The 14034-nt window shown below is 34.7% G+C and carries 12 protein-coding genes and 1 pseudogene; 4 read left to right on the top strand and 9 right to left on the bottom strand.

Annotation, left to right across the window (positions count from 1 at the left end; translation table 11 throughout):
* Positions 1-71 precede the first annotated feature (71 nt).
* From ACZ11_RS00545 to ACZ11_RS00565, 5 genes are all read right to left on the bottom strand, one after another.
* Positions 72-1103, bottom strand: coding sequence for an alpha/beta fold hydrolase (locus tag ACZ11_RS00545; protein WP_049662694.1), 1032 nt, complete (start codon positions 1101-1103; stop codon positions 72-74).
* Between the two features lie 38 nt (positions 1104-1141).
* Complete coding sequence (locus ACZ11_RS00550) at positions 1142-1801, bottom strand: hypothetical protein (protein ID WP_049662695.1); 660 nt, start codon at positions 1799-1801, stop codon at positions 1142-1144.
* Positions 1802-1803: 2 nt separating this feature from the next.
* Entirely contained in the window at positions 1804-2211 is a 408-nt protein-coding gene (locus ACZ11_RS00555) for a permease prefix domain 1-containing protein (protein ID WP_049662698.1), read from the bottom strand.
* A complete protein-coding gene (locus ACZ11_RS00560) occupies positions 2208-2537 on the bottom strand; it encodes a PadR family transcriptional regulator (RefSeq protein WP_049662700.1) in 330 nt (109 codons plus the stop codon). The genes ACZ11_RS00555 and ACZ11_RS00560 overlap by 4 nt, the downstream gene beginning before the upstream one ends.
* A 230-nt stretch (positions 2538-2767) precedes the next feature.
* Complete coding sequence (locus ACZ11_RS00565; protein WP_049662703.1) at positions 2768-3958, bottom strand: M14 family metallopeptidase; 1191 nt, start codon at positions 3956-3958, stop codon at positions 2768-2770.
* Between the two features lie 320 nt (positions 3959-4278).
* Here ACZ11_RS00565 and ACZ11_RS00570 point away from each other — a divergent pair, with 320 nt between their 5' ends.
* A complete protein-coding gene (locus tag ACZ11_RS00570) occupies positions 4279-7023 on the top strand; it encodes an ATP-binding protein (RefSeq protein WP_049662704.1) in 2745 nt (914 codons plus the stop codon).
* 4 nt (positions 7024-7027) lie between these two features.
* Positions 7028-7867, top strand: a complete 840-nt coding sequence (locus ACZ11_RS00575) for a CheR family methyltransferase (RefSeq protein WP_049662707.1) — start codon at positions 7028-7030, stop codon at positions 7865-7867.
* 61 nt (positions 7868-7928) lie between these two features.
* Here ACZ11_RS00575 and ACZ11_RS00580 read toward each other — a convergent pair whose 3' ends face one another.
* Both ACZ11_RS00580 and ACZ11_RS00585 read right to left on the bottom strand, forming a co-directional pair.
* The gene (locus ACZ11_RS00580) at positions 7929-9071 is read right to left on the bottom strand and encodes a SpoIIE family protein phosphatase (RefSeq protein WP_049662710.1); all 1143 of its coding nucleotides are present in this window, start codon (positions 9069-9071) and stop codon (positions 7929-7931) included.
* Positions 9072-9230: 159 nt separating this feature from the next.
* Positions 9231-10238, bottom strand: a complete 1008-nt coding sequence (locus ACZ11_RS00585; RefSeq protein ID WP_049662713.1) for a hypothetical protein — start codon at positions 10236-10238, stop codon at positions 9231-9233.
* 348 nt (positions 10239-10586) lie between these two features.
* Here ACZ11_RS00585 and ACZ11_RS00590 point away from each other — a divergent pair, with 348 nt between their 5' ends.
* Positions 10587-11843 carry a GNAT family N-acetyltransferase gene (locus tag ACZ11_RS00590; RefSeq protein WP_049662715.1) on the top strand — a complete coding sequence of 419 codons (1257 nt, stop codon included), beginning with the start codon at positions 10587-10589 and terminating at the stop codon, positions 11841-11843.
* A gap of 19 nt (positions 11844-11862) precedes the next feature.
* On the opposite strand, the pseudogene ACZ11_RS00595 reads toward ACZ11_RS00590, so the two are convergent.
* A pseudogene (locus ACZ11_RS00595) lies at positions 11863-12293 on the bottom strand (phosphate-starvation-inducible protein PsiE).
* A gap of 233 nt (positions 12294-12526) precedes the next feature.
* Between ACZ11_RS00595 and ACZ11_RS00600 the strand changes: the two are divergent.
* Positions 12527-12748: a hypothetical protein gene (locus ACZ11_RS00600; RefSeq protein ID WP_049662716.1), complete on the top strand. Its 222-nt coding sequence runs from the start codon at positions 12527-12529 to the stop codon at positions 12746-12748.
* Positions 12749-12986: 238 nt separating this feature from the next.
* On the opposite strand, the gene guaC is transcribed toward ACZ11_RS00600, so the two are convergent.
* Positions 12987-13970, bottom strand: coding sequence for a GMP reductase (gene guaC, locus ACZ11_RS00605; RefSeq protein ID WP_049662718.1), 984 nt, complete (start codon positions 13968-13970; stop codon positions 12987-12989).
* Positions 13971-14034: the final 64 nt, after the last annotated feature.

Here is a 14034-nt window from a genome sequence, read left to right on the forward strand (position 1 = left end):
TAGGGAACGGACGCCCCCAGGAAAGCACCCAGGCGCAACGGAAATCAACCCTACTTTATGGTGAAGAACATTTATTTCACAAATGTATCGCACATCCATTCATAAAATTTTTCCTTCTCTTCAAATTGTGGATAATGAGCTGATTGTTCAAAGGCAATAAATTCTTTTTTATCGGCTTCAATCATATCAAAGTATTTTCTCGCTTGGTTAGATGAAGTTTCATAATCATATTTACCCATAACAAAATAGCATGGTAACTCGAGTTTTTTTACTTTTGTAGGTAAAGGGTTTTTTATTACTTCCTTTAATAAAGCCTTTTGCGAGATGGATATGCCATAGCTATAACGAATGATATCTAATAAGTTATACTCACGACTGAATAACATACCTATGCTATTCCCATCAGGGTTATCAATAAGTCTTGAAGCTCCACCATATTTTGCAATATATTCCCGTGGAATAAACGTCTCGCCATTTTCAACTTGTTCAGTTAACCCTTGTAAATATAAAACATCATCCTTATTGCCAGCATTTTCGGCTTGCTGAATAACGTAATTCAAAGCGTCAATTTCGCTACCTACTTGATCACTCATCTGTCCAATTCCAACATATGCTGTATATTTTTCAGGAGCTTTAGAGGCAGCTTGAGTTGCAATATACGTACCATAAGAATGGCCAATTAATATTACTTTTTCTTTGCCAAGACGATCTGATATATAATCCGTCAAGGCCAATAAATCATCTACGAGTAAGTCTGATGAAAGATTAGAATAATCCTCAAAAAAATGATATGATTTTCCGCTTGCTCTTTGGTCGTAATTCACAACTGTAAAATTGTTTTCCAATAAGTTTTGATACTTACTGGCATACGGTATTTCCGAACATCCAGGCCCTCCATGGACAAAAATAATAACGGGATTATCCTTATCTTTGCCACGTATCATAATTTCATGATCACTTCCATTTATCTTTACTTGCTCTAATGTACTAACACTGTTATTACCTTTTATATGGGAAGTCCATGTAGGGAATAAAAGCGCTGTTATGAGTAATACGAAGGTAATTATTCCAGTATATTTTATAAATTTCATTATCTGCTTCATCTAATCACCCCTGTGAACGCGAATTATAATCGCAATTTTTAGACTTTTTCAGGAAGAGTTGTTGATCTGTACATTTTTCTTTTATAAACATAAAAATACATGCTAAGGGGCCACCAGAGAACTACAAAGATTGGATAAAACGCCCATATTATTCCTGGTGAAGAGACAATATTTACTGTAATAAAAAAGATACTAATAAGAACTGTAGCGGTAACAGAGAATGCTACAAACGTTTTTCTTTGTGCGTGGTATAAAGCTAAGGGCCACCAAATTACTAAAAAAGATGGATAGATCGCCCAAGGGTATGGATGGGATAAAATAATATTTAATAAGGAGTAATAAATAATGGTACTTGCACAGCCTATCAGTGCAATTTTTAATGTTTTTGCTTTTTCCTCTAAATACATAAGAATTGGCCACCAAATGATTGGATAAATCGCATAAATGAACCATATATAATCGGGCGAGTATAAATAATTCTCAATGATAAGAAAAGCAATAATCAGTGTGCTACAAACAAGAGAATATTGTTTATACATTCTTTTAGACATAAAGAATAACGTTATTGGCCATAGCAAAACAAGTAAGCACGGATAAATAAACCAAAGCTCCTGAGGTGACGTCGTATAATTGACGATCCCTAAAAAAATCATTGTCATCAAACAACCTACAATCGAAAAGTTAATCAAGTTTTTCATGTTCATTCACTCCATTTCTTACGTGACCAAACGAAGTACATAGATAATGGCCACCATAATATTGCGAAGATCGGATAGATTGCCCAAATTGTATCTGGTGTATAGTAAAGATTAATAAAAATAAAAAATGCAATAATTAAGCCACTACCCCATATAGAGAATTCTAAATTTAATTTAGACATGTTTTTCTTTCCGGGCTCCTTCACGCCTAATTCCTTTTTTAAATCCTCAATATCTCCAAATTCCACGATGGCTTTGTTGATGGCATCCTCTTGTTCTTTCCCTTGATCCATCAAATAAAATACTTTTTCCTCAAGATTTTGAATGATTTCTTGTTTAACCATCTCTGTTTCTTTATTACGAGGAATGTCTTTAAAAAGCTCATCAATATGATTTTTTATTTTTTTCATTCTAAGCCCTCCATAAATAAGTCGATAATTTCTTTTACTTCCGACCACTCTTTTACTAGCTCATTTAAATATGCTTTACCTAATGGGGTAATACGGTAATACTTTCTTTTGCCTCCGTGTGAAACATCACCAAAATAGGCTTCAATAATTTCCTTTTTCTCAAGACGTTGAAAAACTGCGTATAAAGTTGCTTCTTTAATTTGAAAACGATTATTTGTGCGGATACTTATTTCCTGAGAAATTTCATAACCATAACGATCTTTCTCTAAAATTAACCTTAAAATAATGGAGTCCAAGTGTCCGCGGATGATGTCACTTCGAACCATAAGTCACCTACTTATTTTTATTGCTCTATCTGTCAGAGTAATATTAGCAAATATTACTCTGCCTGTCAAAGTAATTTTTCCAAATACGTCCAAATTATCATCGAAGTGTAAATATAGGGGTTAAAAAATCCCCATTCACTTCAGAAGTAAATGGGGATTGGGGATATTTATTTAGCATTGAATTGTGATGGTTACTTTGATTTCATAAACTGTTTTCTCGGCTCTTTTTATTACATATACAATGCAGCAAGGAATATACCTAATGTCTCTTCATAGATGTCGTCGAATTGGCTGAGTGGAAGTGGATTTGTACCACTACCTAACTCGACAGTAAAGCCAGGTCTACGCCAATCCTGAATAAACCAATCTTTATAGCCCGCATAACTGCCTGCCGAATTGACAGGCTCGTAGCCGCTGACCCGGCTAAACTCATTAACAAGGATTTCTGACTCTGGTGGTTCGAGATTTTCAAACCCCCAATAAATCACTCTACCTTGTGTATGAAACGCAAGAACTCTGGCAAAATCACGCCGCTTTGTTAAGTCAGCCATAGCAATGGCCTCTGGCTCGGACAAAGGTCGTTGTCCTCCAAAATCTCTTGGTCCAGGCGTTTTAGGATTTCGTGCATTTTCGAGCTCCCATTTTGCAGGAAACTGATCGTTCAAATCGACACCATTTATATTAGCCTTCCAACCTGAGAAATCAGTGCTACCTTTATTCCAAGTAATAAGCTGATTTCTTAATGCTTCGTCATTAGGTGGTCCTTGAACTACTAAATCAACACCATCGGGATTAACCATTGGAACTATAGAAAGGGTTGTTTGCTGGTAAAGTGGGAGTGGAGATAAACTGCGAATTGTACTTTGATTGGTGAGTGAGAGTAGATAGTCGTTTATAAACGTTAAAATAATCGGAGTTGTAATCCATTCATTCGCATGAAAGGAGCCGTTATAATGGACATGCTTAGTTCCGTTCCCGATTAGAAGCTCTGGGATTTCATGCTGTAAAACAGAATGTCCAATCGTAGAGCTTTGTAGAAAAGGATAAGCATCGAGTAGCTTTTTGATATCATTCATCATAATAGTGTAAGAATAATTTTGTTTACCATTGACGAGCCTCCATGTGATTCGTTGGGGAATGCGAATTGTCTGTCCAATGTGTAATTGATTTGGATTAAGACTGGGGTTGGCAAGCAAGATGGCTACTAATGGGAGATTTCTGCTTTGAGTTATTTGCCAAAAAGTATCTCCTTGTTTGATTTGATAATTGACAGTCACAAACCCCGGAATTCGAATGCGTTGTCCGACCCTTAAAAATTGAGGTTTAATATTTCGATTTGAATCTATAATTAGTTGAAGAGGTATTTTAAACACTTCACTGAAACGCCAAAGAGAATCTCCAGGTCTTACGTAAATGTCCACAATTGTTCTCTCCTTATTATCAACTATGCCTTAGTAAAATTGGCCAATATAAAATATATATGAAAAGAATGCGGGACTTATTAACTTTTAACTTTTAACTTTTTTCAGCAATTATTTTCTGTAGCGAAAGCAAAGCGGCTCATCGGACGTGCCTAGTCGGAAAGGAAATCAATCACACGTTACCGTGATGAGCTTTTGCAATGTAAAGTATTTCTCGGAAAGAGATTACTCTCTTAACCTAAGAGGAAGAAACTTTGTTACTTTTTGATGTACAATGATACTAGTTATAGAGTTTATGACACATAAAGGTAGGAAAACAAATGTTCAATAAATTAAAGGTAGGTATACGAAGGAAAATTACGTTAGGCTATATTGTTATCATACTTTGTTTACTTGCATCAGTGCTCATCTTAAATAATCAAATTATCTCTCTACAAAAAGAAAGAAATTATATTATCAAGAATAATTCACATATACATGCTGTAACCAATTGCATTGAAAAATACATTTTAGATATGGAATCGAGCCAGAGGGGCTTTGTTATTACGGGTGAACCAAGCTATTTAGAGACCTATTACGAAGCTGGTGAAAAGTGGAGATCCGATTTTAATGAACTTTATCAGCTTTTTGAAAATAAACCAACACAACAACAGAAGTTAAACGAGATAAAGGCAACAATAGAGCATTGGATTACAACATCAGGAGAACCTTCCATTGAATTTAAAAAAGAAAACAAGGCAGAAGCGATATGGGAACTCTACAAAGTAGATGTAGGTCGTAAAGACATGGAAACAGTTCGAGCTCAGTTTGAATCACTCCGTTCAGAGGTAAATGCAAGTATGCAAGCCAAAGTAAATGACTTGGACAAAAGGAATAGTATCGTAACACATACACTGCTCGGCATACTTGTATTTATTTCAGTTGTTGCGATTATCATTGCAAATGGTATTTCTCGTTCAATCGTAAAAACATTAACACAGGTTACGCAAACGATTCAAGAAATCGCTGCTTCCAAGAGCAGTCAAAAAGGAAGGATTCATGTTAGAACGAATGATGAGATCAATGACCTTGCAGTTGCTACAAATGAGTTGTTGGATATACTCGAGAGAAGAGAATGGCTGCAGCTGAATATCGCGGAAATCGTCACAAAATATCAAGGCATTTGTGCCATCACCAAATTAGCTGAAACTTTCCTTTCAGAAATAGCGCAAAAAACGCAGTCTTCTCTTGGTGCATTTTATGTTCGAGAAACTACTGATAATAATATACAGTTTGTAAAAAAAGCTGCTTTTGCAGATGCAAGGGACGATGTTGGAATTGAGAGCTTTAAACTGGGGCAAGGTTTAATTGGACAATGTGCTTTAGAAAAAAAGATTTTAATTTATAACGATATTCCAGAAGATTTCCGTTTAATAGGTACTAGTTTAGGGGAAGTACCACCAAAAAGTATTTTTATCGTCCCTATTATATTTGAAAATGACGTCATAGCTGTCGTTGAATTAGCTACAATGACTGGCTTCAATGAGCAACAGCAGCGATTAGTGAAGCAAGTTATCGAAACTTTTGGATTAACGATCAATAGTGTCCTAGGGCGTATGGAAATTGTCCGTTTATTAAATGAATCAAGAGCTATGACAGAGGAATTACAGATGCAATCTGAAGAGCTTCAGGCACAGTCAGAAGAATTGCAGATGCAAACAGAGGAACTGACAGTGATTAATGAACAATTGGAGGAAAGAACAAACGAGGCAGAGTTAAAGACGAGAGAATTAGAACAGGCTAAAAGAGAATTAGAGGAAAGTGCGGAGCAGTTGTTACTAAATTCAAATTATAAATCTGAGTTTTTAGCCAATATGTCACATGAATTGCGAACGCCACTGAATAGCATATTAATTTTATCTGAAATGTTAGCTGAAAATAGCCAAAGTAATTTATCAGATGAGGAAGCTGAATTTGCAAAGGTTATCCATTCTTCAGGTGAAGATTTGCTTGCGTTAATTAATGATATTTTAGATTTATCAAAAGTTGAGGCAGGCAAGTTAGATATTAGTTTTGATGAAATGAATATGAGTGAGGTTCCTGTACAAATTGAGCAAACCTTTGCGCCTGTAGCAACGAAAAAAAATCTCCAATTCCATATTTCGAAAGAAAAAAATGTAACAGATATTTTCTTTACGGACGAGAAAAGATTCAAGCAAATATTGAAAAATTTATTATCAAATGCCTTTAAATTTACAGAACAAGGTTCAGTTAATCTTGAAATTAAACAGCTTGGCCAAGAACAGTTAACAAATAATATGCAGGATCTTAGTGCCGACTGGTTAGAAATCACAGTTACAGATACAGGTATAGGGATTCCGAAGGATAAGCATCAGCTAATTTTTGAATCATTCCAACAGGCTGATGGGGCAATAGTGCGTAAATACGGTGGAACAGGTCTTGGTTTGTCCATTTGTAAAGAGCTTGCAAGATTACTTGGTGGCTGGATTTCTTTACAAAGTGAAGAGGGGCAAGGTAGTACATTTACACTGACAATCCCAAGCTTGCCCAATGGAATTGAGGAGCAAAAATACCTTGAGCTTGCTATTCATGAGGTGGGGGCTACTAATGAAGTACATGAGTTAGAAGAGGAAGAGCAACTATCAGAAGTTCAGGAATTTTCTCAACATGAGGTAGAAGTTTTCCAAGGGAAAAATATTTTAATTGTAGATGATGATTATCGTAATATCTATGCATTAAAAAATGCGCTCGAAAAGCGAGGCATGGATATCTTAGTTGCAAAAGATGGAATAGAGTGTTTAGATATTATGCAATCTAATGGTGGGATTGACCTTATTCTGATGGATATTATGATGCCAAATTTGGATGGCTATGAAACGATGTCGATTATACGCAAACAACTGAATATTACGGATTTACCGATTATCGCTTTAACAGCGAAGGCTATGAAAAATGATCGAGATAAATCATTAGAGGCCGGTGCTTCAGATTATATTAGTAAGCCATTAAATTTAGATCAATTAATATCCGTTTTAAGAGTATGGCTAGTTTCTAAAGGGAGTTAATAAGATGGACGGATTTCCTTTGCAGCAAAAAATGCAGACAGATTTAGAGATTGATTTATTACTTGAGGCTATTTTCCGTTTGTCAGGATTTGATTTTCGACAATATAATCGTCCTTCTATATCACGAAGAATTAGTAATAGGATGAGGATGGATAATATCCCAACGATTTCTCATGTACTTGAAAAAGTAATACACGAAAACGGATTTTTAGAGCAACTATTGAACGATTTTTCTATAAATGTTACTGAAATGTTCCGCAACCCTAGTTTTTTTAATGCTTTTCGCCGAGAGGTTGTACCGTATTTAAGAGATTACCCTGAAATTCGGATATGGCATGCAGGATGTGCCACGGGAGAGGAAGTGTTCTCTATGGCTATTTTGCTACAGGAAGAAGGGTTAAAGGATAAAGCAGTTATTTATGCTACGGATATGAACGAACAAGTACTGGAAAAAGCAAAAAAAGGAGTATTCCCGATAAACAAAATGCAGGCATATACTAAAAACTATATGCTTGCTGGTGGCCATCATGCTTTTTCCGAATACTATAAAACAGATTATCAATATGCTTATTTCCATCCGTCACTGTTAAAAAATATTATATTTGCACAGCATAATTTAGTAACAGATCAATCTTTTAATGAATTTCATATCATTATGTGCCGAAATGTTCTAATATATTTTTCATCTGATTTACAAAACAAGGTTCATTATTTGTTTTCCGAAAGCCTAAGTAATAATGGCTTTTTGTGCTTAGGAGATAAGGAGACAATCCGATTTGAAGATATTATTCCAAAATATAAAGAAATTGTAGGCGATGAAAAAATTTATCAGAAGATAGAGTGAGATAAAAAATGGGCTGTTGCCTAAGTTTCTCCACAGAAGAGACTTAGGCAACAGCCTTATCTTATATAGCCTGCGCTTGAATCATTAAAACACACATATCGTCTGGTTGCTGCTCTTGCTTCTCCTTAGGCAGTAAATTGTCGATCAGACGTTTAGAATAATCCCATTTCGTAGATATTAGTGTTTGTAAATGCTTCTCGGATTCCATTTCACATGGTCCCATTGCTTCTAACACACCATCCGTATATAAAATAAGTTGCACATCTTCATTGTATTGAATAAATTGCTTTTGTACGTCGATCTCATCGAAAAAGCCGACTGCACAACTTCCTCGTTTTAATGGTACGAGCGTCTTTTTATCAACTAGAGCATAGCCAGAAGGATGACCAGCGTTCACATATTCGATTGTTTTTTGTTCGGTATCTATCACTAAATAAATAGCTGTGAAATAAAAAAGATTGTCCTCTTTTCCGTTGTGCAAAAGTGTCATATAACGGTTTAACTCTTTTATAACTAATTCAGGATCTACTAATTGTTTAACAGCTTCTCTTAGGACAGAGGAGATAAACATACAAACAAGTGCTGCAGGGATCCCGTGTCCCATCATATCAAGCAAAATGATAGCATATCGCTGATCATCTATTTTATGCCAATAATACATATCCCCTGCTAAATTAGACGAAGGTAGATAAGATACTTCTATTTGAATATTAGCCTCATTTAAAGGAGCACTCAAAAGGCTTCTTTGTACATGTGTTGCTAAATCTAATTCGTATTGTATTTTCTTTTCTTGCTGAGTATGCCAATCTAATTCAGCTTTTAATCGTAAAGCAACTCGAATTCTAGCAAGAAGCTCGGTTTTATTAATCGGCTTTGTAATATAGTCTACTCCTCCGATATCAAGTGCTTCTGCGAGCTTGTTTTTATCTTCTAAAGCTGTGACAAAGATAATTTGAATATCTTTTAATCGTTTATTTTGCTTAATACGTTTACAGGCTTCAATACCGTCGATTTCAGGCATCATAATATCTAATAAAATCAAATCCACTGAATTTCCTTTTGGATTTGGTGCATCTAACTGTAAATAATCAAAAAGCTCATAGGCAGATGTTAGAGAAACACAGTTATCATAACCTGCATTTTTTAATACTTTTTCAATTACAAATAGATTGACCTGATTGTCATCTACAAGAAGAATGGTCATAAATATTTCCCCTTATTCTGTTTGAATTAGTGCAGATTATTATTATACAAAACATTAGAGAATAACGGTATTTTAAGGAGTATCTTAGTAGGTCGATTAATTTATGAATAAGTAAAGAGCCAACAAGAAAGAGTCAGCTCTCAAAACTTATAGTTCTTTTCAAATTCTAGCCTTTTTAAAGCCATTATAAATATCAAATGCATTTGCGATGATGGCAATAGCAATGCTTATGAATAATATTCGGTCTATAGCAAATAAAACCTTAGCAGAGGTCGTTCCTATAATTGCAGCGATATAAGGTACAGCTGGACTGTGTATGAGATCAGGGTGAATAGCCATGAGGATAAAAACAATGACTCCTGTACATTGAAGAAGTGCATTAGTTACGGCGATAAACATTGTCCATTGACCAGCCTTCAATTTCCATAATGTTAAAGCGACACTTAAAACGATACAACATAAAACGATTGGAGCGAAGGTCAGTAAGACATCCTGATTGAATATAGGCATAACAAATTTCAACCCACCTTTATTGTGAGATGAATAGATTCCTAAAAGGTGATTAGCATTGAAATAGGCAAAGGAGAAAATAACAATGCCTAAGAAACTTAAAATATTATCATAAAGTGAAATAGTTTTTTCTTTAGGGATTATTTTAACTTTTGCTAAATCATCCGGTGTCCATTCTGGATGATTTTTTATAAGGGGGATTGAAATGTTTTTTCCTTCAGATCGTTCGATGACAATGAAAGCAACTGTAATCCAGAACAGTACGTAGATGATTACTGAAATAATATGAGAGATAGTTATAGAAATAGTTTTAATAATTGCAGTCAGGAGTGCACCTTCTCCGTTATAAAGCACAATACTTTCTATCATTTGTACAATAATTGTAATTAAAATTGCCCAGGGAATAACTAATTTTATTGTTCTAATATAAGTGTCAAACACTGTTGGGCTAATTAAAAATCGTGGTGTATCTTGATACTTTGCTGCAACTTCTACAGGATTTCCGAGCTTTTTAAGAACTTCCTTTATATCTGATTCTGAATAATCTTCAGGTAACATTTCTTCAATAGTAGATTTTAGTTCTAGATTGGTTTTATCACGCTTACCTTTGCTTATCCTTTTAGTTACTTCATAAATATATGCATCAATCAGATTCACGCTTTCCGTCTCCCTTCAATATTCATGCACTTCATTCCTCTTTAATTGAGCCATATGTGTGCTCAATACATCATATTTCCGAGCTTTACCTTTAGTTGCAGCCCACTTTGTAATCACTTCCTGATGCCTTAATCAACGAGCCAACGAGAATAGTGTACTCAATTACTGCCGACTTGCTCGAGAAACTGAATAAGGGTATAAGAAGCCTACCTCAGGTTTTAACACTGTCAACATACAGTATCATTTGTATGTGGTAATATATGTTATTATCAAGAGCTGAAATTAATGTGAAAAAAATTATGTAAAGAGCGTGCCTTAAAATAAATTTAGTGTAGGAGGGGGATGGATATGAAAGTTGTTGAAAAAATATTGAAGGAAGAGGATTTTTTACGTTTTGTTGATATTGTAGTTGGTGCTTATCCAGGAAGGATGGGTGGATTACAGCCAACAAAAGAGCAGCTAAAGGCACTTTTTATGCACAATCAAAACAATGACGCATCTGTTCATTATTATGGGCTATGGGAAGATAACAAACTAGTTGGTGGCATGCGACTCCATGATTTTGAAATGAATCTCTTCTCTAAAATGATTCCAATCGGGGGAGTAGGACTAGTTGCAGTTGATTTACTCCGTAAAAAAGAAAAGGTTGCCAAAGAATTAATAGATCATTTTTTTAAGTTTTTTTTAGAGAAAAATGTTCATTTTGTTGCGTTATATCCGTTTAGACCTGACTTTTATAAAAAAATGGGCTTTGGATACGGACCGAAAATGCATCAATATTCAGTGGAACCATCAAGCTTTCCGAAAGGGGCAACGAAAAAACATCTTACTTTTTTAACAGTGCAGGATCAGCATAAATTAGCAGACTGCTATAGAAGAGTTGCATCGAGAAAGCATGGTATGTTTTTGAAAACAGAATCGGAGCTTGCATCAATTTTTAAAAACCCTCAAAACTATATTATTGCTGTTGAAAAGGGAGATTCAATACAAGGTTATATGGTGTTTTCCTTTAATAAGCAAAGTGAAACAAATTTTTTACTAAACAATCTAGTCATTAAAGAATGGATTTATGAAACACCAGAGGTTCTATTAGAGTTCAGTACATTTTTAAATAGTCAGGTGGATCAAGTGAACCGTATTGAATGGAACACACAGGAAGAAAATATTCACTTCTTTTTAGGAGATGTACGAAATGGAACGAATCATTTAATCCCAAGTGTCTATCATGCAAGTGCTGTTTCAGGTGTTGGCTTAATGTATCGAATTATTAATGTTCAAGGTTTTTTTGAGGAACTCACAACACATAATTTTAATGGTCAAACATTAACATTTAAGTTAACTGTGAAAGATTCGTTATTAGCTGAAAATAATCAGCAAATTGTGATCAAGGCTATCGATGGTAATATAAAAATTTCTAATAGTACTAACTATGACGTGGAAATGGTGATTGATATCGCAGAGCTTTCTTCTCTTGTCATGGGAGTTGTGACAGTACAAGAATTATTTATGCTCAGCAAGGTGAAGATTAGCGATGAACAATACGTACAGTCATTGCATCATTTCTTCTTGGTTCTTGATAAACCAACTTGCATTACAGCATTTTAGGAAGATTAATAGTATAAAGCTATTGCTCTTTTTTCATAAAGAGTGATGAACGTATAGGTCGTTCCAGTGGCGTAATATTAATAATAAAATAGCTTACAATTATAAGGTGTTAATGGGATGATCATGTTCTACGATAATTAATCGAATCATGGCCGTAATCCCTATATATATAAAGTACCTTAGTGGAAAATGATAATTCTCTTTAAAATATTTAATAATCATAGTGATAAATTCAAAATACAAAAAGAATATAAGAATATTAGCGAGGAAGAGCTTATAGTCTCCGCCATCGTTGTTGAAAATTAAAATTTTAAGAAACTGGATAAGTTCTTTGCAAAGTAGGGAGGATAAAATGAGCGCTAAAAGTACAAGGCAAACATTTAGAAACAATTGTAAAAATTTAGGTATAGACTTTATTAATTGTAAATAAGTCGAGTTCTTTTGATTCATCGAATTCCTCCAATCTTGTAAGTCGTTCTAAGTGAATATGAAAAACTAAATAACACATAATCATATGTTTGAGCGTCTTCGTTTTATGATTTGAATATAACATTTTATCGTAAATGTGTTAGGTTTCATTTGTAAAGTTTTGGTATATATTCATGAAAGAAAGTTTTCAAAATAAATTAGCGGTATGCTAAAATAGATGTGCATGAAATATAAAACTTAAAGGGGTTTTTAAAATGGCTAAAGAAGCAAAAACAGGAAAAATTACACCAGAGCGTTTAGAAGAAGCGTTAAACGTTCGTGATCGTCTTATTATCGAGTTACTAGTACAAGTACTTGATGAAAAACTTGTAATTGAACGTCCAGTATTACGTGAGCGTGTAGCAAACTTTGTTGACCTTTCAGATCATGATGAAGAATTAAAAGAAACAATCCACGCTGTTATTAACAAGCTATAATCTTTAGGAAAATGCTACGCTTAATTGGTAGCATTTTTTCTTTTGTTAAAAATGTGCCATTTTAAAATAAAAGAACGGTCAGCCAAGAGCCAGAACTGCTCAAGTAGTCCGAAGAACTGATCAACCAAGAACCACAATTGCTTTGCCCACTATAAAACTCCTACAGAATAGAGTAACGAAATCCAAAGAAAAACCCCAACAAGAATGTGCTCCATTCTTGTTGGGGTTTCCTTAGTTGTTAATATACTTTATCTCCATTAAAAATAGAGTTCTTCACAATTACATAATCTACATTTCGAATGGCATCAAGTTTATTGCCGCCTGCATAGGAAATTGATGATTGAAGGTCTTGCTGCATTTCAATTAAAGTATCTTTGATGCTGCCTTTATGTTCAACAAACATCTTTTTACCTTCAACATTTTTACGTTCGCCTTTTTGGAATTCAGAAGCAGATCCGAAGTATTCCTTCACAGTTTTACCATCGATTTCGATTGTTTCACCAGGTGACTCTTCATGACCTGCAAATAATGATCCGATCATCACCATAGAAGCACCAAAGCGAACAGATTTTGCAATATCACCATGTGTACGAATACCACCATCAGCGATAATAGGCTTCGTTGCAACTTTTGCACACCAGCGTAGTGCAGCTAGCTGCCAACCACCTGTACCAAAACCAGTTTTAATTTTAGTAATACAAACTTTACCTGGTCCAATACCAACTTTTGTTGCATCTGCACCAGCGTTTTCAAGCTCACGTACTGCTTCAGGTGTACCCACATTACCAGCAATTACAAAGCTATTTGGTAGATGTTTTTTGATATGTTGGATCATACGAATGACAGCATTTGAATGACCATGTGCAATATCGATAGTAATAAATTCAGGTACTAAATTAGCAGCTGCTAATTCTTCAATAAAAGGATATTCCTCATTTTTTACACCAACACTAATAGATGCGATTAATCCACGACCTTGCATATCTTTGATGAAATTGATACGTGTCTCAGGGTTAAAACGGTGCATGATATAAAAGTAACCGTTTTCAGCAAGCTTCGCAGCAAGATTTTCATCGATAATTGTTTGCATGTTTGCTGGTACAACGGGAAGTTTGAATGTATGACCGCCTAAAGTAACAGAAGTATCACATTCTGAGCGACTTTCTACAATACATTTTGCGGGAATTAGTTGAATATCCTCATAGTCAAATACGTTATCCATTATAAACACTCCTAAAATACGAATATTTTTTAAGTTTTAATTTAAATCGTTCGTCATTTGGTAA

Source organism: Lysinibacillus xylanilyticus (genome assembly GCF_001183605.1).
In the GTDB taxonomy this organism is placed as follows: domain Bacteria; phylum Bacillota; class Bacilli; order Bacillales_A; family Planococcaceae; genus Lysinibacillus; species Lysinibacillus xylanilyticus.

Excerpts from the sequence above, each read along its gene's own strand:
- ACZ11_RS00570 (WP_049662704.1), top strand. The coding sequence starts at position 4,279 with ATGTTCAATAAATTAAAGGTAGGTATACGAAGGAAAATTACGTTAGGC.
- ACZ11_RS00555 (WP_049662698.1), bottom strand. The coding sequence starts at position 2,211 with ATGAAAAAAATAAAAAATCATATTGATGAGCTTTTTAAAGACATTCCT.
- ACZ11_RS00590 (WP_049662715.1), top strand. The coding sequence starts at position 10,587 with ATGAAAGTTGTTGAAAAAATATTGAAGGAAGAGGATTTTTTACGTTTT.
- ACZ11_RS00550 (WP_049662695.1), bottom strand. The coding sequence starts at position 1,801 with ATGAAAAACTTGATTAACTTTTCGATTGTAGGTTGTTTGATGACAATG.
- ACZ11_RS00560 (WP_049662700.1), bottom strand. The coding sequence starts at position 2,537 with ATGGTTCGAAGTGACATCATCCGCGGACACTTGGACTCCATTATTTTA.
- guaC (WP_049662718.1), bottom strand. The coding sequence starts at position 13,970 with ATGGATAACGTATTTGACTATGAGGATATTCAACTAATTCCCGCAAAA.
- ACZ11_RS00600 (WP_049662716.1), top strand. The coding sequence starts at position 12,527 with ATGGCTAAAGAAGCAAAAACAGGAAAAATTACACCAGAGCGTTTAGAA.
- ACZ11_RS00575 (WP_049662707.1), top strand. The coding sequence starts at position 7,028 with ATGGACGGATTTCCTTTGCAGCAAAAAATGCAGACAGATTTAGAGATT.
- ACZ11_RS00545 (WP_049662694.1), bottom strand. The coding sequence starts at position 1,103 with ATGAAGCAGATAATGAAATTTATAAAATATACTGGAATAATTACCTTC.
- ACZ11_RS00580 (WP_049662710.1), bottom strand. The coding sequence starts at position 9,071 with ATGACCATTCTTCTTGTAGATGACAATCAGGTCAATCTATTTGTAATT.